Source organism: Pedobacter sp. (genome assembly GCF_035566355.1).
Taxonomy (GTDB): domain Bacteria; phylum Bacteroidota; class Bacteroidia; order Sphingobacteriales; family Sphingobacteriaceae; genus Pedobacter.
In genome coordinates this window covers 1-22,190 of record NZ_DATMRL010000035.1, presented here as the reverse complement: position 1 = coordinate 22,190, position 22,190 = coordinate 1, and the positions used below count along the sequence as shown (strand labels likewise).

Sequence of the window (22,190 nt, the reverse complement as noted above, 5' to 3'; positions counted from 1 at the left end):
TATGCATATGATCATGTGGGCAATGTCAGACCGGGCAATTCCGAGAAGTCTTCGCATGATGGAAGGCTTTGGTGTTCATACATTTAGATTTATCAATGCCGAAGGAAAATCGAGTTTTGTTAAATTCCATTGGAAACCTATACTTGGGATGCATGCTGTTGCCTGGGACGAAGCGTTAAAGATCTCTGGAAAAGATCCTGATTTTCACCGAAGGGATTTACATGACGCCATAGAAAGCGGTGCATTCCCGGAATGGGAATTCGGCGTGCAGATCGTCGCACAGGAAGATGAGCATAAGTTCGGCTTCGATTTGCTGGACCCGACTAAATTGATCCCGGAAGAATTGGTACCTGTTCAAAGAATTGGTAAAATGGTGCTGGACCGTAATCCGGATAACTTCTTTGCTGAAGTTGAGCAAGTAGCTTTCCATCCCGGTCATCTGGTTCCTGGAATAGACTTCACGAATGACCCTTTGCTACAGGGCCGTTTATTCTCTTATACAGATACGCAGTTGTCACGGTTAGGCAGTCCTAATTTCCATGAAATCCCCATTAACCGTTCAGTAAATACGGTCCATAATAATCAGCGTGACGGACATATGCGCCAGCAAATCAATGTTGGAAAGAGTAGCTACCATCCAAATTCTATAGCTGGCGGAAGCCCTGCCCAAGCAACAATTGCCGAGGGTGGATTTTCTTCCTACGAAGAACGTGTTGATGCACATAAAGTCAGGGCTCGGAGTAAAAGCTTTATGGATTTTTTCAGTCAGGCGACCTTATTCTTTGACAGCCAGTCTGAGCCAGAACAAAATCATATTGCTGATGCCTTAAAGTTTGAACTGGGTAAAGTAGAGACCGTTAAGATCAGGCAACGAATGGTTAACCTGCTTACTCAAATCAGTGTACCTCTTGCAAACACTGTAGCGGAGAGTTTGGGGTTAAAAGCTGGGAAACCTGAGGAACCTGTTAACCATGTCCTTGGGGCAGATGCCAATCCGGCAGATTACCGGCCGATCAAAGTGAAATCAGAGATTGAAAGATCTCCTGCCCTTAGTATGGCCAATACCCCAAAAGACAGTATCAAGACCAGACAAATTGCTTTCCTGGCTGCTGATGGCGTTGATGCCGCTGATTTTGGAAATATGAAAAAGGCCCTTCTCGCTGGCGGTGCTGTGGTTAAAGTTGTTGCACCTAAAAATGGAACGCTTAAAGATGCAACGGGTAAAGAGATCAAAATTGACATGAGTTTCTTAACAGGCACATCAGTGGTATTTGATGCGGTATATGTACCTGGGGGAGAAAAAAGTATTCATGCTTTATTGGCTGAACCTGATGCTGTTCATTTTATCAATGAAACGTATAGACATTGCAAAGCCATAGCGGCGACCGGCAAAGGTATTGAACTGATCAATCAAAGTTATGTAGGTGCTAAATTGAAAAATGGAAATGCAGATGCAAAAGCAGGTGTATTGATAGACTCCACACCTGATGCTTTCGTTAAAGCAATTGCGCAGCACCGTTTCTGGCAAAGAGAGAAAAAAGATAAAGTTCCAGCCTGATCTATCTAATAGATTACAAATACGGCCAACCAACAGGTTGACCGTATTTGTAATTAATCTGATATCGTGGAAAATGTTTAGCTATTTCTTTTTCTAAACAAATTACTGATCAGCCGCATTCTCCTGAACGGATGTATGCCCCGTCTCAACCTCAACTTCTTTAGTTGTTACCGCATAATGTGCTGGCAGGATTTCTGACCCGTATGCAACCGCATAAGCTTTTGTAAATTCTGCTCCGAAATACAATATAATTGCCGAGTAATAGGTCCATAATAGCAAAACAACGAGGGAGCCTGCTGCTCCGTAAGTACTCCCTACATTACTTTGCCCTATATATAAAGAAATACCGAATTTTCCGATCATAAACAGTGCTGCAGTAACAATAGCACCAGATAACACATCTTTCCATTTAATAACAGCATCAGGCAGTACTTTGAATATAACGCCGAATATGGAAGTAATAACAACCAAAGTAACTACTGAGTTTAAAACATAGAAAATGATAACCGAAACGTCTTCATACCTGGCTTGCAGCCGAATGCTAAATCCATCCAGAACAGCTGTAACGGCAAGAGATACCAACAGTAAAAAACCGAGGCTGATAATTACTGAAAAAGAAAGAAATCTGTTTTGTATTAATTTTAACCAACCGCGCTTAGGTTTTGGTTTGAGCCCCCAGATCCGATTGATAGAATCTTGGATATCAGCAAATACAGTTGTTGCGCCAATCAGCAATGTGCCAATTCCTATAAAAAAAGCGACTTTTCCTTTCCCGCCAATGGCGGCTTTACTAATGAGTTGCTGCAATTGAAATGCCGTATCTTTTCCTAAAAAACCTTCAAGCTGAGCATAGATTTGACCACGGGCGGCTTCTTCGCCAAGAAATATTCCGCAAAGGGATATAATTACAACCAGCAAGGGCGCCATAGAAAACACAGTATAATAAGCGAGTGACCCACTTAATTTAGTGACATTGTGATCGCTAAAACCGGTTACTGAATTTTTTAGTACTTTCCAGATTCCTTTGAATGATAACTTCTCTTTTTTCATTGCGAACGTTTAAGCGTTAAACGATTCTTTAGGAAGTTGCCTTGATTTCGGACCAGTTTGTTTTAATGGAAGCAATTCGTGCGGATGTGCGGCATCTGTAAGTTTGTCAGATATTTTTTGGTTATGCTTTCTTTGGTTTTTAACCGCCTTTAACTTAACTTCTTTAGTATAGCCTCTCTGACCTGCATTTGCTATTGCAATAAGCCATGATATAAAACCGCCCCTTGTATTATTGCCTTTTTCAGGTGCGAACAATAAGCCAATTGCAATACCAGTTGCTGTACCTGTAATGAATCCGAGAACGGACAACGATGTATTTCTTTTCATAGTTATAGAGATAGATAACTATAGAACAGGTGCGTTAAAAAAGTGTTTTTAAAAATTCAGAATATCGCTGTATGTACCTGAAAATATTGAAATTACTAATGTATATTTAAACTGAACCAAAAAGTTGAGCCAATTCCTTCCTGACTTTCAACTTCAATTTTACTATCGTGAAAACGCAATATTTCAGCAGCCAGATAAAGTCCAATACCAAATCCGGATACTGTTTTTATTTTATCGCTGTTTACTCTATAAAATCGTTCAAATAGTCTTTTCTGATCTGAGGGGGTGATACCTACCCCTTCATCTTGAATAGAAATTTTGACGCGATCGCCTTGCTTATCACAATGGATGGTTATTACTCCACCTTCCGGTGAATATTTAATTGCATTGTTTAAAAGATTCATGATCACATGCCCAAGTTTTTCCGGATCGCCATAGATCCAAATATTATCGCAACTGATCAGGTTAATAATATGTTTGTTGGTTAAGAACTGCGCATCTTCAGCAAGCTCGTTTATCAGCGGATGCAGTTCAAATTTTTGTTTGTTAATCTGAATTTTTCCCTCTTCAAGCCTGGCCAGACTTAAAAAATCCTGGATCATGGTGATCATCTTTTTTGCCTGGGTTTCTGCTCTGGCGAGTGTGGTTGCATAAAACGGGTTACTGTCCTTTTTCGATATTTGAAGCAAGATCTGTATGTATGCCGTTATGGCTGTAAGAGGAGTCTTTAATTCATGGCTTACCATGGCAACAAAGTTATGTTTCCGCTGTTCCTCAAGTTTCTTCTCCGTAATGTCCCTTGCTATTTTTGACAACCCGATGATCACGCCTGCTGTATCCCTTATTGGTGAAATGGTAAGGGAAATGTCCAGGAGTTTTCCGTTTTTCGTAAGCCTTTTCGTTTCAAAATGCTCTACTCTTATACCCTGTCTTAGTTTAGAAAGAATTTCAACTTCTTCATCCTGCCTGTCCTCTGGAATTATTTTAAGGATGGGTTGTCCTATCATCTCCGATTCGTTATATCCAAAGATACGCTCAGCTGAACTGTTCCAGCTTGTTACAATTCCATCTAAGGTTTTACTGACAATAGCATCATCGCTTGATTTCACAATAGCAGAAAGAGTTGCACTTTTTTCCTCCATAGACCGGGCAGATTTTTTTAATCTGCTTTCGGTCCTTTCGAGTTCAAGTACTCTCTGCACAAGTTCGCTGTTTTCCTTCTTATATCGGGCGAGTCTCTCTTTTAATTCCTTTATATCTTCCATAACGCAGGAAGGTTAGCTTATACTTTCCTTCAAAATTTGAGACTGAATATAGGGATATTCTTAATTTTAGCTAAATAAAAACAATAAAGTATTTAGCTTATTACTATTATTTCCTTTCTCTTTAATCATTTTCAAAACCAATCCACACACAGGCTGTTCTTAATGTTATGAATCAGGAACGTCGACCAGAAATCTTCAGATTAATTACTTCTATCATTTTATACACTTTTGGACTGGTTGTTTTACTATGGTTCCTGTATAAAGTGATCAGCATTGTTATTTTATTTCTTTTTGCTATAGTTCTGGGCCTGATCATTAACCAGCCCGTTGGAAAACTCGAAAAAAAAGGAATGAAAAGATGGCTTGCCTGTCTGATCGTTTTAGGCAGCATTTTTATTGTAACTGCGCTATTGGGTGTGTTGGTTGTGCCGCATATCGGAGAACAAATTGATACACTTGTCGGAAATCTGCCAGATTATTTAAACAGTATATCTAATGAGTTCAATCATTTATTAAAAAAATACCCGGAGCTTAATAGGGAACTTCAGGGGGATAGTAGTCCTGTCTCCGGAACGATCCCTTCTTTGGGGAAAACGATTATTGGCCTTGGAAGCTTTTCTTTCAGTGTAATTGGAGGCGTTTTTGTATTTATAGTGTTTATATCAATGATTATCTTCTTCGTCAGCAACCCCAGGCCAGTTGTTGAAATGTATCTTTCAATTTTTCAGCCAGAGAAACGCGCAAAGGCGCAAAGGGCATTGCAACACACCTCTATTATGTTAGGTGGCTGGATGAAATCTAATCTTATCGGAGGAATGGTTCAGGCCGTATTGGTTTTTACCGTTTTGAGTTTCTTAAATGTACCTGGAGCTCTTGTTTGGGCAGCACTTGCTTTTTTTTCAGAGCTTATACCTAAAATTGGATTTTATATTATGGCCATTCCCCCTACTCTTGTCGCCTTATCCGTAAGTCCTGGTACAGCATTTTGGTGTATGGTTTTCTTTTTACTGATGAATGAACTGGTATCTGATTTTCTGATGCCAAAACTAAGGTCTAAAACAATGAATATTCATCCAGTATCTCTGTTGTTTCTTTTACTGGCCATGGGCGCTGCTTTCGGACTATTAGGTGTATTGCTGGCAACTCCCATGGCTGCGATCATCAAGGCCTATTACGAAGAGTTCTACCTGACAAGATTTCCCGAAGACCCTAAAATGAATCAGCGGATCGATGATATTGTGTACCATTCTTAATTTTTATTAATGAGGTTTTTTTGATGATTTATCAATGTTTAATATGTCATCCCCATTGTTCATTTTCTGTTTAATGTATAAAGAATCCAGGGCATTTGCCTTAGCATAATGGTTTTCCAGAACAGGTATGGATTTAATTGCAAATGCTTTGATAGCCGGATCTTCATATTTAGCGGCGAGCCTAAATTTCTCCAGGGTCAAAATATGATCTTTAACCATCATTCCCAGATAGTTGTGATCGAATGAAGCAGCATTAAGTTCTTTCAGGGCACTAATTTGTTTTTGTTCTGCTATTGGATAAGCAGATGGAAGCTTCAATCCTTTATTCCTGGCAATGGAATCCAATTCCTGATTGGCTTTGGTATGGTCATTTACTATCATCTGAGCTAATTCTTTAATCTTTGGATTCTTTGATTTTTGAAGGGCATCATTACCCGCTTCAATCTCCATCATTCCTCCAAAAGCCGCCTGTTCTATAAAGGTAGTTTCTTCTTTACTGAGTTTGGTTTGTTTCCCGTTGGCAGATACAGTAACGGAAGAGTCAGAAGACATTGTTCCAGATTGTTTTTCTTTTTCTGAATTATGGCATGCTTGCAAAATGCAAACGCCTGTAATGATCAAGCTTAAAAATTTCATAGTTTTCATATATTAATTATCAAATTGGTTAGTTATTTATGATGCTTTTTTTGAAGTTTTGTGCTCGTACAACCCGGATTCAAAACCCTCTTTAAAGATTTTATAGTCTTTCTTTACCTTTTTAAAACACTCCTGTGCATAGTCTATCAAGGATGGTTGCCAATCTGTACGCTGTCCAAATTCGATCAGTTCATCTGCTATAGCCGATCTACTTCTCCCCGAACTTCGGATATGGGCAGATGCGGTAAGCAAAGCCATATCATCGATCACCTGGTATATATCTCTGTATTGATCCTGAATAAGACGAAATTTGATTTTATCTTCAGTAGGCTGCATTTCTTTCATTACATAAGAATCGCCTTTAAAAATTGTATAGCTTAATAACGCGCATGGCATATGCTGAGAAAGCCCCTGTACAAAAACTACCCGTTCTGCTTCGCAGGACCATGCAGGTTGTTTAATTTTCACAAATGGATTCAATGCAGAAGACTGAGCCTGCTTCATATCCACAATCAGATACTTACCTTTTTTCTTCAGGCTCTCTAATAAAAACATGTAGCGTTTTGTACCAACACTTCCGGTGCCTGCCAATCGAAAGACAACATCTTTAACCTTGAAATTGTAAGGGCTTTTATCGTGGTTCTTGAGCCAATCGGTCAGATGTGCTGTGAGATCATCTTTCAAGTCTTTTTCCAGTTCGAAATGTCTTTCATCTTCTAAAGAAAGTACTACTTTACTATTTTTCACTTCTGTTCTTTTGTCCAATAGCCTTGTCTGTTTTCGTTTACAAACTGCATCCAGAAAGGTTTTAATAATACCTTTAGCAATTCTGGGCTCAATAGCCAGTGCTTTACCAGATACAAGAACTGTTGAGTAGTTTTTTAGAAATACTTGTACCATGTTTGCAGCCTTTACCTCTTCCAGTTCCAGGAAATCAAAACATAAAAAAATACTGGTGATCATCCGCACCAATTCTAAGGCGACCGGAGCAAGAATGGCCTCATCAAAGTCATTAAGATCAAAGTAGACCTGCCCTTCATCAGACTTATAACTCCCAAAATTCTCTACGTGAAGATCGCCGCAAATCCAGCCTAAAGGTGACTTTGGAAGTGCTTTCCACGTAGCCAGATCCTGGTAAAACAAATCACAAGTCCCTCTAAAAAAACGGAACGCGCTTTCGGACATGGCCTGGTATTTTAACTGAACCATTTTATCCAGGAGCCCTTCATTTGATTCGATAATTCTTTCGGATAAACTCATGTGCTATAAACCCGTCAGATTTCAAAAGGTTTTTAAAATAAAAAGGGGTTAACATCCCCATGCTAACCCCCTATGCTCATAACAAATAGGTAAATTGTACACCTAACATCATAGGAGTCAAATAGTTTTTAGATTTATAAAATTTCAGGAAGACTGCCTTAAAAAAAGAAAGGGAGAATAATCATAAAGACTACTCCCCCCTTAAATTAACGCTCTCGGGTACAAATATACGACCCATATTTAAATTTGCAAATTTTATTTTTTTTAGGTGCATTAACTCATAATTAGAATATATTTATCAACAGAGATTATTCAAGATCGGACTCCTGAATACGGACTTTATAATCTCCACCTGCAATTTTTTGTGCAACGCTACCTATCACTTCTATCTGTTGTTCTGTTTTACGTTGTTGTTCTTCCAAAGCCCTCTGTAATTGAAAACTTGCTTTTATTTCGCTGTCAATCTTAAAATAGAAAATGAGCGTAATGAGTAGTGAAATCAAAGCAGCAAGACCAATGAAAACTGGGGTATACCGTATAAATATATTCATTTTAGCATCCCTGCTAACCATTAGTTTCTTTTCTCTGGCCACCATCGTTTTGGTTAAAACGCGGATAGAATCCATAATCGACTTTCCTCTATACAAAGTGTTCACAGAAGGTGGAATGCCACGTTTGCGATCTGTAATTGTTTGCTCAATTACAGAAAATTTCTCCCTGATCATTTTCTCCATTAAAGGAAAATCATTTTGTTGTTGTGGGTTGTCAGAAGTCAACAACTGCAATTCGTTCAGAATAATTCTTACATCTTCCTCAGCGTTTGTATAAGGTTCCAGAAATACATCTTCACCAGAAAGCAGGAATCCACGTTGTCCTGTTTCAGCATCCTTCATTCTGGACACCATATTCTGAAGACCAGATTCAACCTGAGCTGTATGACTTACCCAACTTTGACTGTCCAATAATTGCGTAATACTGTAGTAGGAAAGGATTGAACTTCCAATCAGGATCAGCAGAGAGATCCCAAATCCAAATAGAAGACGGCGTTTTGAGCGTTGAAGCTTAGTAGTCATGAAAAAGTTGTAGAGTAGTAAAAATAATCAATTGTTTTGTAATGCTGTTTTTGACATTGGATGACTGCATGCGCCTCACAACCATCAAAGTAAATGAATTGTTTTGTTAATATATATTTATAAAAAAAATAAACAAAAAATTTGTAATTATGCGTTTCCAAAAATCGGAAAACTTTATTTGATTTTATTTTGTTGAGCATGGAGATTATTCTGCAGGACTCGTTTATTGGCTTAAATAAACAAAGAAATATATTCATGTTTTTTATTTTTGTTTAATGCGTATTGCTTTATAACTGCGAGATGGATGCGAACCAATCAATAATTCCTGTAGAAGAACAATTTAAGATTATGGCCGACAGTGCACCGGTGCTGATCTGGATTTCTGGCACAGACAAATTGTGTTACTTTTTCAATGCCGGCTGGCTCAGATTTACTGGCCGAACAATGGACCAGGAATATGGCAATGGATGGACCCAAGGTGTGCACCCGGATGATTTGCAACGGTGCATGGACATTTATACCTCTTCTTTTGACTCCAGGAAAGAATTTAGAATGGAATACCGCTTAAGAAGACAGGATGGTATATACCGCTGGTTGGTAGATACCGGAGTTCCCCGTTATGATGTCAATGGAACATTTGCAGGGTACATTGGATCTTGCATAGACATAGATGAGATACTGACAACGGAAAGGCTTCATAACAAAAACATTACAGCTCAAGCACTAAGGGATGAACAGGAGCTTAATGAAGAACTCGCCTCTGCCAATGAGGAACTCGCCGCCTCAAACGAGGAACTTTCAGCGACCAACGACCAGCTCCTGCAAACTCAGGAAAGCCTGGCCTCTTTGAACAACCAACTGGAAGACATTGTTAATTTTCGCACGAAAGAATTACTGGCCAGCCAGCAACGCCTTCACAGCATGGTCATGACCACGCCTATTGGTATGACTGTATTGCGTGGAAAAGACCTTATCATTGAAATTGCCAATCAATATATTCTGGATATCTGGAACCGGCCTGCCGAAGAAGTGATCAACATGAAACTGATCGATGCATTTCCTGAGTTGGTTGGCCAGCCTTTTCCAAAGCTGCTCCAAGATGTCTTTATTACTGGTAAAGCCATTTCTATGCCGGAAATAGATGTAGATATTGTTTCTCCGGATGGTAATAAACATTTATATGTAGAGTTCTCCTACGACCCCCTTTTTGATACAGAAGGCAAAGTAGAAGCCATCCTGGCTACTGTAACAGATATTACAGAAGTGGTAGAAGCAAGAAAACGTCTGGAAAAAAGTGAGCAGGACCAGCAATTGCTTAATGAAGAACTTAGTGCTATAAATGAAGAATTGGCGGCTGCCAATGAAGAACTAATTTCTTCACAAGACAGCCTGCACTTAAATATGGAACAACTGGCGGAGAGTGAAGCCCGTTTTAGAAGTCTGATCAGTCAGGCTCCCGTTGGTATCTGTATTATCCGGGCCAAAGATCTGATGATACAGGAAGTGAACGATACCTATCTGGAACTCGTGGGTAGAAAACGATCGGATATGGAAAACAGAACGATCTGGCGTGCTGTTCCTGAGGCAGCCGAAAACTATGCTCCGATCATGAATGAGGTGATCGATAGCGGAATGCCTTTTAGCGCGAAGGAACACGAATTGGTCCTCATTCGAAATGGGGTTCCTGAAACTGTCTTTGTAGATTTTGTTTATGAACCCGTAAAAGATACGGATGGAAAAGTAACCACGATTATGGTTCTTGCTATTGAAATTTCAGACAAAGTTATTGCCCGCAGGAACATTGCTGATGTAGAAGAGCGGATACGCCTGGCTGTAGAGGCTGCCGAGATCGGCACCTTTGACCATGATCTGCTCACTGATGAAATGGTTACTTCTGATCGTTTTGACATGATTTTTGGTTTCGATCACCCAGTTCCAAGAGAAGATATTTTATCAGCAATTCATCCTGACGACAGAGAATATGTAAAACAAACCAGGGAGAGCGGTTATATTAGCGGCAAAATATTATACGACACCAGACTAATCCACAAAGATGGGTCAATTCATTGGATCAGGGTATACGGAAAAGTCTATCATGATGCGGAAAATAAACCTTTAAGGGTACTTGGTACCATTTTGGACATTACGGAGTTTAAAAGTCTGCAGCAGCAGAAAGATGATTTTATTTCCATTGCGAGCCATGAACTAAAAACACCTATTACCAGCTTAAAAGCATCCTTACAACTCCTGGAAAGATTTAAGGACAGACCAGACACACCGCTGATTCCAAAGCTCATTGAACAATCTAGCAAGAGCATGGATAAAATCAGTGAACTGGTAGAAGATCTGCTGAACGTAAGCCGTATGAGTGAGGGACAAATTCAATTGAACAAATCCAGTTTCAATATCGCCGATCTGCTGAAAAATTGCTGCAGCCATGTCCGGGCAGCAGGAAAACATGAACTTGTTTTCGAAGGAGACTTACATTTAGATGTCTTTGCTGACGAACAGCGTATTGATCAGGTAGTTGTCAATTTCGTCAATAATGCTGTCAAATATGCCCCGGATTCCAAAGACATCTATCTGATCGTAAGAAAAATGGAAAACACAGTATGGATTGGTGTTAAAGATAATGGGCCAGGCGTTCCACCGGAGAAACTTCCACATCTTTTCGACCGGTATTACCGTGCCGATTCTTCTGGATTCCAGGTTTCAGGTCTGGGTTTAGGGCTATACATTTGTGCCGAAATCATAAAAAGACATGAAGGAGAAATCGGGGTAGAAAGTGAATTGGGTAAGGGAAGTACATTTTGGTTTACTCTTCCTTTATAAACTAAATCAAAAAACACCTATATCGCTCAAAAACAGACAGATATTTCACAATACGTTAGGTACTTTAAAAAGAAGATGGTAAATTAGGCTACCTAAATGCAACATCTTGTTTACTTAAATGAAATCTTCTTATTTTCTTTTTTGATAATTATACATCCCTATTCAGTTAAGTGAAAAATATTTTAAATAACCTCTTTAATACAGGTTTACCGCCTGAGGCCAGCTTTATACAAGAGGCTAAGACCAGATCTCACAATCAAATTTGCCTGATTTGTGCCCTTGTAGGTTTAATTTTTTCCTATATAGGTAGAGATTCTTTTCCTTATTTAGTGAATATGCTGGCACTTACAGCTATATTTTTGACCGGTTTTTTGCTCAATTATTGCCAGCAAGTAAAGTGGTCTGTTTACTTTATATCCGTGACTATGACCCTTTGGATCATAGAAACCTCTATTGGCTTCGGTGCTGAACTGGGAGAACAAAATTATCTGATCATCACCATTGTAAGTATTGCTATTTATTACTCGAGCGGAAATTACAGATATTTCCGGATCGCTGCAGTAATAGGTGTTTTTATTTTCATTAAGCTACACCAAAAATATAATGCCCCATTTTTTCCCCTGCCTGCTGCTGCTGACTATATTTATGCTTTCAATATCTGTATGCCTTACATAATTGTATGTATGATTTGCCTAAATATGGTCAGGAAAGCACAACGTTCTCAGCAGCTTATTGAAAAACAAAAAGCAGTGCTGCTTGATGCTATACAATTTAAAGATCAAGTCTTTTCTATTATCGGTCACGATATGCGCTCTCCTTTAATCAGCACAAAAAATATGTTGCAGCTCCTGGAAGATGATATTTTGCCAGTTGATGACCGTAAAACATTTTTTAAGCAATTGCATTCGAGCATCGATGTATCCGTTACTACTTTAGAAAATTTACTGCACTGGGCTTCTGGGAAACAAAGTGTACAGCATAAAGAAACCAATGCAGAAGAAATTAATCTTTTCCCAATGATTGAGCAGGTAATGATATTTTATCAATATCCTGCCCAGCATAAAAAAATTTCATTCATAAATGAAGTACCTGACCCAACTTATGTTATCGCGGATGCAGAGCAAATTGCTTTTGTAATCAGAAATCTAACCAGCAATGCGATTAAGTTCAGTTACATTGGCCAGCAGATTATTTTCCAGGTGGAGCATCCAGATACAGATACGGTTCTGATTCGTATTAAAGACCATGGAACAGGTATTGAGCCTGATGTGTTGCCTATGCTTTTTGACCTCGGTAAACGTTATTCTACAAATGGAACAACAGATGAAAAAGGCACCGGACTAGGCCTTATCTTTTGTAAAGAGTTCATTGAGAATAATAATGGAAATATCTGGATTGAAAGTGAACCAGGTCATGGTACAACTATAAAATTCAGTCTCAGAAAAACCTCAGCCTAAATTACTGATCCCACCATACCCTGCCTGTTAGTGCATCTCCTCCCTGCAGCCTTGCTACCGCAGCCTGGTAATTCACCGTATTGTTCAGGATTTCTGTGGAGAGATAAATCATTCTCCGGGGAATTGTTCCTCCTGTAACATTGCCCGGATAGTTTACAGGTATCAGTACCGGATAACCTGACCTCTTCCAATTTAACCAGTTTTCTATAAAATTAAAGGTAGAACCCGTAATGAGCCAATATTGAGTGTTGATCGCCTCCAGTGCTTTTTCTTTTGAACTTTGGTCCAAAGGGTGGCTAAACAGATAGGCATTGATCTTTGAGGTCTCAATCGTGGCCTGAACGTCTAATTGTGCCATAGACTGAAAAGCAGCGTTAATTCCATTTATATAATGATCCGCTGTGCTGCCACTGATATTCCATCCCCTAAGCTTCGCTTCTGCCAGCAAGAATTCTGTTTCTCCATAAGTCATTATAAAGTTTGGGCCACCTAACTTCAAATAAACCGAGGTTACCGGCCGGGAATATTTACCAAGTGGGGCAATATCAGATCCAGATCCCGAAGCACCTGTATAGCCTGGTGAGTTACGAATGTCTGTTGCTCCCCCAAGAAGATCGTAACCGTTGGCCAGACCCATCTGCACCGAAGTATCTTTATTTCCGGCCAGGTTCTCATTCACACTGTTGGCCAGTCCAGGTTGAGGCACTTCACTGATGACATCCAGTCTGGGATCTTTATCTTTCTTTAACTGATCTATAAATGTTTTGCTCCAACGTACTTCTCTATAATCCGAGAGCGTACGAAGTGCTATGGAAGTTCCATTCTGACTATTGTAATTAGAAGCATCTGTCTGGACTAAAGCGTTATCCGTCACATCGGCCAGTGTTCCCCCTGCACTCGCTTTCTCTGCCCATTTCTGTGCCATCTCCGGATCTACTTTAGTTAAACGCATCGCCAGTCGAAGCATCAAAGAATAACCAAATTTCTTCCATTTATTAATATCCCCTCTATAAATCAGATCAGCCGTAGGCTTTGGTTTTGCGGGATCCAGTTTATTAATCGCATTTTCAAGATCTGATAGCATAGCTTTGTAAATATCCTCTTGCCTATCGTACACGGGATACTTGATTCCTTGCTCAGATTTATTTGCCTGGCTATAGGGCACATCTCCATACATATCGGTAACTCTTTGCAGAATCAATACCACCATAATATCTCCAATATTGATCAGGTTTGCATAAGTATACGCGTCCTTCTGATTTGCAAGCCGCTGCATCTGACGAATGGTTGAGGATTGTGTATAGCCCTGATCAAATATTTTACCCTGGTAATCGGTAAAATTTGCGGCATTGATGTACTTATCTCCATTGTTGTAATAATTATATGTGGAAGCAAGTACCTGCATCATGGTGCTTTCATAAAGCAGCTGGTAGTAGCCGATATTGGCATAGTTAAATTGTGCAGTAGATAGCAGGTAATTAGGGTCATAATTGCTACCTGAAGATTTGGTGGGATCTGTATTGATCTGGTCCAGCTGGCTTTTTGTACAAGCAGCCATGAACAAACATCCAAACAGCGCCATTAAATATAATTTTCGCCTTCTCATTTATCTCAGTTTAAAATTCATATTAATTCCAAAAGTTCGGACTGCAGGTAAAGAAGCACCCTCTATACCCGCATAAGCGAGGCTTGAAGCAAATTGCGACTCAGGATCAATATTATGCGTATACTTTAAAAATGTCAATAAATTACGACCGACCAGATCTATAGAAACCGTTTTAAATACTTTGGTAAAACGCGGCACAAAAGTATATCCAAAAGTAAGCTGTCTTAATTTGATAAAACTTCCATTGAGTACAGACAGAGCCGATATGTTACTGGCCAGTTGCGGATAATAGGTATAGGCGGGCACATTTATCGTATTGATAGAGCCATCTGCTAATACACCCTTTGCAACAATCCCTTCTTCCCTGCCCACCAGGGTTGCTTTATTCAATCCATATACATAGGAATAATTTTCACTGGCAGAAAGTACTTTGTTACCAAATTTAAAATCAATCAGTCCGGAAAGTCTGAAATTCTTATAAGATAAAGTATTACTCAGTCCTCCATAATAAGTAGGCAAAGTTCCCCCCATAGGTTTAAACTCCCCTCGCATGGGAATCCCTGTATTGTCTATAAGGATATTTCCCTGCTGGTCTCTCTTATAATCGTAGGCCATGATTTGTGTAATGGACTGCCCGACAACCAGTGCAGTGTTGGCATTTAAAGGCCTGTATTTTCCTGTCAGAATATAATTACTGGAACCGTCAATGGAGATTAATTTATTATCAACATGGCTCATATTAAATGAAATGTCCCATTTGAATGCATTACCTTTTATTGGTACACCATACAACAAAATTTCAATCCCTGTATTCCTGGTCTTTCCAAGGTTTACATAAGAAGAATTGAAACCTGTGGTTACAGACTGCTCAACGTTGGTGATCTCATTATTGGTGATCCGGTGAAAATAGGTTAAATCCAAACCCAAACGGCTGTTGAGAAAGATCAGATTTATACCTGTTTCATATTCATTTAATATAAAAGGTTTAAGATTATAATTTGGCAGTATTCTGGAAAAATTACCTAATGGTGTTCCATTTACAGAGGTACTAGAAGAATAATAAGTCTCAGTTGCATAAGGCAGTGCGGGTTCACCACTTGTTTTAGCAAAACTCATTCTTAGTTTTCCATAGTCCAGACCTGGCAGATGCATCAATTCTGAAAACACGAAACTTCCGGAAAAGCCAGGAACAAATATCCCTCGGTTACTGGATGGCAGGGTTGAATAGATATCATATCGTCCTGTAGCAGAGAAATTCAGATATTTTCGGTAAGAAAGATCCATGGTATAATACGCCGATTCAGTGGCCAGTTCAAGCACTGTATAATTTGAATTTATACTTTGCAGATTAGAAGGGATATATAAATAGGGTGTTACGAACTGTGCCCCTACGTAGCCCAGTGTTTCAGCCCTCCGTTTTCTAAAATTTGCTCCCGCTGAAATATCCAGGTCCCAGTATTCGTTGAGCTTTTTTTTTGCGACCATCAAAACATCCGCATTCAGTTCGGAGGTCTGTACTTCATTTAAAGCGTTAAGTGCTCCTTGTTGGTTGATCGTAAAAGCGGTGCCGGTAGGGAGAACATTCAGCAAATGATCATTGCTCACATCATATCCAAACCTTCCCTGAACATAGACATGATCTGAAAAATTGTATTTCGCTGTTGTTGCAGAAATAAAACGGTTTCTTCTCGTATCATCCACTTGTTTGTTGATGACAAAGTATGGATTGGTTTTATACTCATCATTATTCCACCCGGTCTCTACTCCTGTCATCAGGTTATAGCCTGGTGCAAGATTTGACTGCTTCGCACTTGTGGCGAGGAACTGAATTCCATAATTTGGGTTAAGGGGTCCATCACTCAGGTAGGACCTGTTCTTACCCATTTCGTAAATATAATTTCCGATAAAACTGATGTTTAACCGGGGATTGATGGTATAGGCCGCATTCAGATTAAAGGTTTTCCTGTTCAGATTACTGTTTTTGATCACTGAATTTTGGTCCAGATTAGATGCCGAAATCCTAAAGGTAGCTTTCGCTGTTCCCCCCGAGGCAGAAACCGTATTTACCCAGGCTGGTGCAGTCCGGTAAAACTGAGCGATGTTATCTTTTACAGGAGAATAAGGATTGAGCTGTCCGTTAAACTGGATAACAGATTTTCCATCCATTTTCTCTCCCCAACTCAATAGACCTGACGCGATGGCACTTCCAATATCTGAAGGTCTTCTATTCTGTGCACCCTGACCATACACATACTGGTAATCTGTATTATTGATAGCCCGGTCAAAAGACAAGTTCATATTGTACTCCAATTCCGGGCTTGTGTTGATACTTCCTGTTTTAGTGGTCACCAGAATTACCCCGTTTGCTGCTCTGGCTCCATAGAGTGCAGAAGCTGCAGAGCCTTTTAAAACGGTAACGGAATGAATATCATCTGGATTTATATTACTGATTCCGTCTCCATAATCTGCTCCCCCATATTCTGTTGCACTTCCTCTTTGCGTGTTGTCGATAGGAATACCATTTAAAACATACAAAGGAGATCCTGCGCTCATACTTGCCGCCCCTCTTAATAGTAAACGGGAAGAGGATCCTGGGCCTCCGTTTACACTACTGACATTCAGGCCCGCGACTTTACCTTCCAGGGAAAGCACAAAATTGCTTTCCCTGGCCCGGGTAAACTCTTCCCCCTTTATGGTCGTTACCGAATAACCTATCCGTTTTTCTTCTTTCGGAATATTTAATGCTGTCACAACAACTTCATGCAGTTGATTAGAATCTGTTTTTAAAACTACCTGAACAAGTGCTACCGGATGTTCAGCAAGCGATATGCTTTGGGTCTGGTACCCAATATGGGAGATCGTCAAAGTTTCATGCAAGTTCAGGTTCATGCTGAACCGGCCTTTATCATCTGAAGATGTTCCATAGCCGGTAGGATTGATCCTTATTGATGCATTTTGAACAGGTTTACCTTTTTGATCACGAACGAGACCTGTAATGGTATTTTTCGCTACTTCCTCGTGTGCCACACTGATCACAATCAGCGCATTGGGAAGTAAGGTACAGGTATATCCCGTATTTTTCAACAGCTCTTCCAGCAGGGGTAAAACTTCTTTATCTCTGACCTGAATGTTCATATCCTTTTTAGGTAAATGCCCCTGATTATAAACGAAATGATAAGTCGTTTGCTTTTTGATCGCATTGATCACTTTTTCAAAATTATTGGTATGAAGGGTCAGGTTCACTTTTGTCTGGGCATGGGCATTTGTAAAAAGCAGCAGGATGATGATCATTACTGTTGTTAGCCTCATTTGACAGATTGTGAATTTGGTATAGGTAAAGTTCAGCAATACAAATGAATTTCCCTAGATGTAAACCTAATAAAGGTAGACATTGTTGCCCTTTATCCTGTAACGGAAAGGTGTAACAAGTTGCAGGGAGAACAGGGCCTGGTTTAAGGTTTCTTTTTCAAATTCACCCGTAAATTTAAGGTCACGGAGACCATTATTGGTAAAAACAATTTTAACCCCGTACTTTCTGGAGAGTTGATTCGCAATAGTCTCAAAGGTTTCATTTCTGAAAGCAAGTTTATTTGTCATCCAGAGTATTTCCATAATACTGCTATCCTGCTGGTTATAATAACTCTGTTTCTCTAAATGATAATTAGAATCTTTAAGTACAATTTTATCTGTTGGCTTTAACAACACCTTTTCATTTGGATTGTCTGGAAAAGTAACCTGGATACTTCCCCTAATCAGGGTCGCCTCTTCTGTACGATCGCTCATATAGGACTTCACATTAAATGCTGTGCCCAGAACGCGGATGTTCATTTTATCGGTATGGACAATAAATGGATGCTTATGGTCACTGGTTACCTCAAAATATGCCTCACCAGTTAAAAATACTTCTCTGTTATTTCCTTTAAATGCAACGGGATATTTTAAAACGGATCCGGAGTTAAGCGTTACCTTTGTACCATCCGGAAGATGCAGACTGGAAAGCAGACGGCTTGGGGTTTCAAGCTGTTTCCATTCTGTTTCAACCTTATCAGAAAATTTGCCGGAGAAAACTTTATAAATTCCGGCAGAAACGATAAAAATAAATAATACAGCGGCTATTTTTTGCACCAGAGAAAACTGGCTTTTCATTCTCCTTACTTGTACAGAAGCCTTTGCCTCCCTTTCCGGAATATCTGTCCTGCTTTTGATCCCTTCAAAAATATCGGCAATGCGGTCATAAGGCTTTTCATCCTGCTGCCAATACATCACAAGGGATTCATATTCCTTTCTATAGGCTTCGTTTGAAGAGATAAGCTTGCTGAATTCTGCTAATTCTTCCGCATTGATCTCTCCCGACAATTTTTTTCCTAATAATTCCGTGAATCGCTCTTCTGTCATTGGTGTTGGGTATACAATTAGTTAGATACCTTTTTTGGTAAAAAATGCCTACAGCATTAAAAAAAATAATTAATTAGATAAACAGCGAGCGCAATACTTAAGATTTTATTTCCAGGATCGTCTTTTAAGAGAGCCTGCTTATAGGATTGTAAAACGAGCCTCAATTTGGCTATAGCCCTAAAAAGTTGTGTTTGTACAGTTCTTGGTGATATTTCCAGAATCTCGGCCACTTCTTTATATCGCAATCCATTTTCCTTAATAAGTCTGAACACCATTTTGGCTTGCATGGGCAGAGTTTCAATAGCCTGGTCCAGACGGTGGTGCATCTCCTTCCTTTCTATGATCTCCTGCGGATCAGCGGTGTCAACCAGGAGAATGTTGCCAGAATCCTCTATTTCTACCAAATGTATGCTGGAGTATTTTTTATTGTGTTTAAGCGACTGGTTTTTTACAGCAACAAACAGATAGGTTTCAGGAAATTCTATATCCATCAGTTTTTTTCTGTTGTTCCAACACTTTACAAAGATCTCGGAAACAATTTCCTCGGCAGCCTGCCGGTGAGAAGTATAGTGAATGCAAAATTTAATCAGCTTGTTAAACAAGGCGTAATAGAGGCTTTCAAATGCTTTTGTATCGTCATCTGAACAAAATCTTTTCCAAAGCTCTGTTAAATCGGGTTTCAAATCAACTGGTTATAGGGATGCAAATTAAGAATTAAATTTTGAATTTATCGAGGATTAGTTTGAAACAGGAAGCATCTATAAATCAGATCTCTGGAAAAATAAACTGACACAGATAAAAAAAATAAAATTTGTTGTAGGCAATTTCTTTCTAAAAGGGATTCATCCTTTTATACCGGCAGGAATTTACGCAATTCCTCCGGTCACTAATCAACAAATATAAACTTACGAGTATGAAAAAAACATTACAATGTACTTTTTTGCTGCTCTGTGCTACCGCAAGTACCTTTGCAGGTACAGATACGGAGGCATCAGCGAAGACCTTCATGCACCGGTCTGCCAGAATCGCAGCAAATCCTGTTCAGGAATTTAAGCAGGATGCAGTTCATGGAACAGTAAAGGACAATACCGGAACCACTCTCATCGGTGTTACCGTAATTGTCAAAGGCACCAAAACCGGCACACAAACCGATGCAAACGGACAGTTTACCCTAGCGGCAAAACCAGGAGATGTACTGGTATTCAGTTATCTTGGATACAAAAGCCAGGAAGTAACAGTTGGCGCTACTAAAACGATTAATGTTACTTTAGAGAACGACAATAATGTATTGAATGAGGTCGTAGTAACAGCATTGGGTATTAAAAAAGCCACAAAATCCTTAACTTATAACGTCCAGACCTTGGGCAGCAATACGGTAAACGATGTCAAAGATCCGAGTTTTGTAAATAGTTTAACCGGTAAAGTTGCAGGTTTAACCTTAACGCATTCATCAGCACCCGGGGGATCAACAAAAGCGGTTCTTCGTGGAAGCAAATCAATTGCAGGAAATAACAACGCCCTTTATGTAGTTGATGGTGTGCCCCTGCCAAGTTTATCAGGGTCGGCACTATCTGATGGCTTCCAGCTCTCCGATTCTGGCGATGGTATTGCAAACCTCAATCCCGACGATATTGAAGAGATCAGCGTATTGAGCGGAGCTTCTGCTGCTGCTTTATATGGCGGACAAGCATCTAATGGTGTAATTTTAATTACGACAAAAAAAGGCAAGATCGGTCGGCCATCCATTAACTTTAATTCCAGCGCGACATTTGATAAACCATTTATTCTGCCAAAAGTTCAAAACACTTATGGGGCAATGAACACAGGCGATTTTAGTGGTTGGGGAACAAAAGCCTCTACTCCGGGAAACTACAATCCTAAAGATTTCTTTAATACAGGTAAAACATTTACAAATTCTATTTCCATTTCTGGTGGTACAGAAAAAAACCAAAGTTATTTCTCTGCAGCAGCAACAAATGCACAAGGAATTATACCAAATAATAAACTAGACAGGTACAATTTTGCTTACAGGAATACAACTTCCTTTTTTGACGATAAGTTAAAGCTGGACGCGAATGTGGAATATACGTCCCAGAACTTGCAAAATATGCCGGGACAAGGTATATACTTTAACCCTCTGACCGCCGTATACCTGTTTCCGGGTGCCTCCGCCGATTTTAACCAATATAAAACTTACGAAATATCTGACCCAACAAGGAATATCAATGTACAAAACTGGCCATCTACTTACTTTGTAAATGACCTCGCTCTGCAAAATCCATACTGGACGGCAAACAGAGATGTCTTTGCAACACAAAGAAACAGGATTTTAGGATCAGTTACTGCCAAGTATAATTTTACCAGCTATCTGAATTTACAGGGCCGGATGAAAATAGACAGGACAACAGATTTTGGTACAGATAAAATTTACGCTACGACCATCCCTATCTTAGCAAAAAACAGTTTAAATGGTGCTTATACGGAACGAAACAACCTTAATAGCCAGACTTATGCAGATTTGTTGTTAAATTTCAATAAGACCTTTGATCAATTTAGTCTAAATGCCACAGCTGGTACGAGTATTTTAAACAACAAAATTAGAACAACCAGTATAGGCGGACCATTAGATACTTATAAAATACCTAATTTCTTCAGTTTGTATAACATCAACCCGGCACAACTCTCCATTAATCCGGTGCCATACGGATATGTAGCTAACCCAGATTATAGAAATCAGAATAAAGCTGTGTTTTTCACAGGAACTTTAGGGTATCACAATTATTTGTTTTTAGATGTAACAGGCCGGAATGACTGGAATTCAACTTTACCAAAACCATTTTTTTATCCATCTGTTGGTTTAAGCGCTGTAGTTAGTGAAATGGTCAAATTACCGGAAGCAATCTCCTTTGCTAAATTAAGGGTGTCTTACGCCCAGGTGGGAAATGCCATTCCCGATCAATATGCCTATGCTGCCGCTGCTGCAACTTATCCAATCTCAAACAGCGGGATCAGTTTGAGTAAAGGTTCTTCATTAGGCGCAGACCTGAAACCGGAAAAAACAAAATCTTTTGAGGTTGGTATGGATTTGAAATTTATGCAGAATAAGTTGAGCTTCATGGCTACTTATTATAGAACAAATACATTTAATCAATTTTTCCGGCTAAATCCGGCAAATTCAACAGGAGTTGCATTTTACGATTTCAACGGTGGACAAGTTAGAAACCAGGGATTGGAATCCTCATTAAGTTACAATGGCGATTTTGGCGATGTGAAGTGGACACCAACTATTAATTTCTCTTTTAACCGTAACAAAATTATCTCTGTATTAAATTATATTGATCCATCTACCGGATTGCCGGCCCAGGTTGGAAATTTCCCGCTAGGGGGCAGCTCATATATCCGTGAAGGTGGCTCTTATGGAGATATTGGATTGTATGATTATGAGCGCAATCCAAATGGAAGTCTGGCCCTGGACAGC

The 22,190-nt window shown here is 39.5% G+C and carries 15 protein-coding genes; 5 read left to right on the top strand and 10 right to left on the bottom strand.

Annotated elements, in window-relative coordinates; translation table 11 throughout:
- On the top strand, positions 1-1,558 hold a 1,558-nt coding region (locus tag VNZ46_RS01240; RefSeq protein ID WP_325558253.1), incomplete at its 5' end, for a catalase.
- Between the two features lie 102 nt (positions 1,559-1,660).
- Here VNZ46_RS01240 and VNZ46_RS01235 read toward each other — a convergent pair.
- The 3 genes from VNZ46_RS01235 to VNZ46_RS01225 form a co-directional block, all read right to left on the bottom strand.
- The gene (locus VNZ46_RS01235; RefSeq protein WP_325558252.1) at positions 1,661-2,608 is read right to left on the bottom strand and encodes a YihY/virulence factor BrkB family protein; all 948 of its coding nucleotides are present in this window, start codon (positions 2,606-2,608) and stop codon (positions 1,661-1,663) included.
- A gap of 9 nt (positions 2,609-2,617) precedes the next feature.
- Positions 2,618-2,935 carry a YtxH domain-containing protein gene (locus VNZ46_RS01230; RefSeq protein ID WP_325558250.1) on the bottom strand — a complete coding sequence of 106 codons (318 nt, stop codon included), beginning with the start codon at positions 2,933-2,935 and terminating at the stop codon, positions 2,618-2,620.
- 95 nt (positions 2,936-3,030) lie between these two features.
- Complete coding sequence (locus tag VNZ46_RS01225; protein ID WP_325558249.1) at positions 3,031-4,200, bottom strand: sensor histidine kinase; 1,170 nt, start codon at positions 4,198-4,200, stop codon at positions 3,031-3,033.
- 167 nt (positions 4,201-4,367) lie between these two features.
- On the opposite strand from VNZ46_RS01225, the gene VNZ46_RS01220 reads away from it, so the two are divergent.
- Positions 4,368-5,453, top strand: coding sequence for an AI-2E family transporter (locus VNZ46_RS01220; RefSeq protein WP_325558247.1), 1,086 nt, complete (start codon positions 4,368-4,370; stop codon positions 5,451-5,453).
- A 6-nt stretch (positions 5,454-5,459) separates the two neighbouring features.
- Here the strand turns inward: VNZ46_RS01220 and VNZ46_RS01215 are convergent, their stop codons facing one another.
- From VNZ46_RS01215 to VNZ46_RS01205, 3 genes are all read right to left on the bottom strand, one after another.
- Positions 5,460-6,089: a DUF4142 domain-containing protein gene (locus VNZ46_RS01215; protein ID WP_325558246.1), complete on the bottom strand. Its 630-nt coding sequence runs from the start codon at positions 6,087-6,089 to the stop codon at positions 5,460-5,462.
- Between the two features lie 36 nt (positions 6,090-6,125).
- Positions 6,126-7,349: a DUF2252 domain-containing protein gene (locus VNZ46_RS01210; protein ID WP_325558245.1), complete on the bottom strand. Its 1,224-nt coding sequence runs from the start codon at positions 7,347-7,349 to the stop codon at positions 6,126-6,128.
- 308 nt (positions 7,350-7,657) lie between these two features.
- Positions 7,658-8,422 (bottom strand): CHASE3 domain-containing protein, encoded by a 765-nt coding sequence (locus VNZ46_RS01205; protein WP_325558244.1) that lies wholly within the window; start codon positions 8,420-8,422, stop codon positions 7,658-7,660.
- 300 nt (positions 8,423-8,722) lie between these two features.
- Between VNZ46_RS01205 and VNZ46_RS01200 the strand changes: the two genes are divergently transcribed.
- Together VNZ46_RS01200 and VNZ46_RS01195 are read left to right on the top strand one after the other, a co-directional pair.
- On the top strand, positions 8,723-11,254 hold the full coding sequence (locus tag VNZ46_RS01200; RefSeq protein ID WP_325558243.1) for a PAS domain S-box protein: 2,532 nt from the start codon (positions 8,723-8,725) through the stop codon (positions 11,252-11,254).
- A gap of 425 nt (positions 11,255-11,679) precedes the next feature.
- On the top strand, positions 11,680-12,711 hold the full coding sequence (locus tag VNZ46_RS01195) for a HAMP domain-containing sensor histidine kinase (protein WP_325558254.1): 1,032 nt from the start codon (positions 11,680-11,682) through the stop codon (positions 12,709-12,711).
- Position 12,712: 1 nt separating this feature from the next.
- Here VNZ46_RS01195 and VNZ46_RS01190 read toward each other — a convergent pair whose 3' ends face one another.
- The 4 genes from VNZ46_RS01190 to VNZ46_RS01175 form a co-directional block, all read right to left on the bottom strand.
- Positions 12,713-14,317, bottom strand: a complete 1,605-nt coding sequence (locus tag VNZ46_RS01190) for a SusD/RagB family nutrient-binding outer membrane lipoprotein (protein WP_325558242.1) — start codon at positions 14,315-14,317, stop codon at positions 12,713-12,715.
- Positions 14,318-17,626, bottom strand: a complete 3,309-nt coding sequence (locus VNZ46_RS01185; protein ID WP_325558241.1) for a SusC/RagA family TonB-linked outer membrane protein — start codon at positions 17,624-17,626, stop codon at positions 14,318-14,320.
- Between the two features lie 66 nt (positions 17,627-17,692).
- On the bottom strand, positions 17,693-18,712 hold the full coding sequence (locus VNZ46_RS01180) for a FecR family protein (RefSeq protein WP_325558240.1): 1,020 nt from the start codon (positions 18,710-18,712) through the stop codon (positions 17,693-17,695).
- Positions 18,713-18,768: 56 nt separating this feature from the next.
- The gene (locus tag VNZ46_RS01175) at positions 18,769-19,395 is read right to left on the bottom strand and encodes an RNA polymerase sigma-70 factor (RefSeq protein ID WP_325558239.1); all 627 of its coding nucleotides are present in this window, start codon (positions 19,393-19,395) and stop codon (positions 18,769-18,771) included.
- Between the two features lie 230 nt (positions 19,396-19,625).
- Here VNZ46_RS01175 and VNZ46_RS01170 point away from each other — a divergent pair.
- Positions 19,626-22,190 (top strand): SusC/RagA family TonB-linked outer membrane protein (locus tag VNZ46_RS01170; RefSeq protein WP_325558238.1); only part of this gene is annotated, 2,565 nt, incomplete at its 3' end.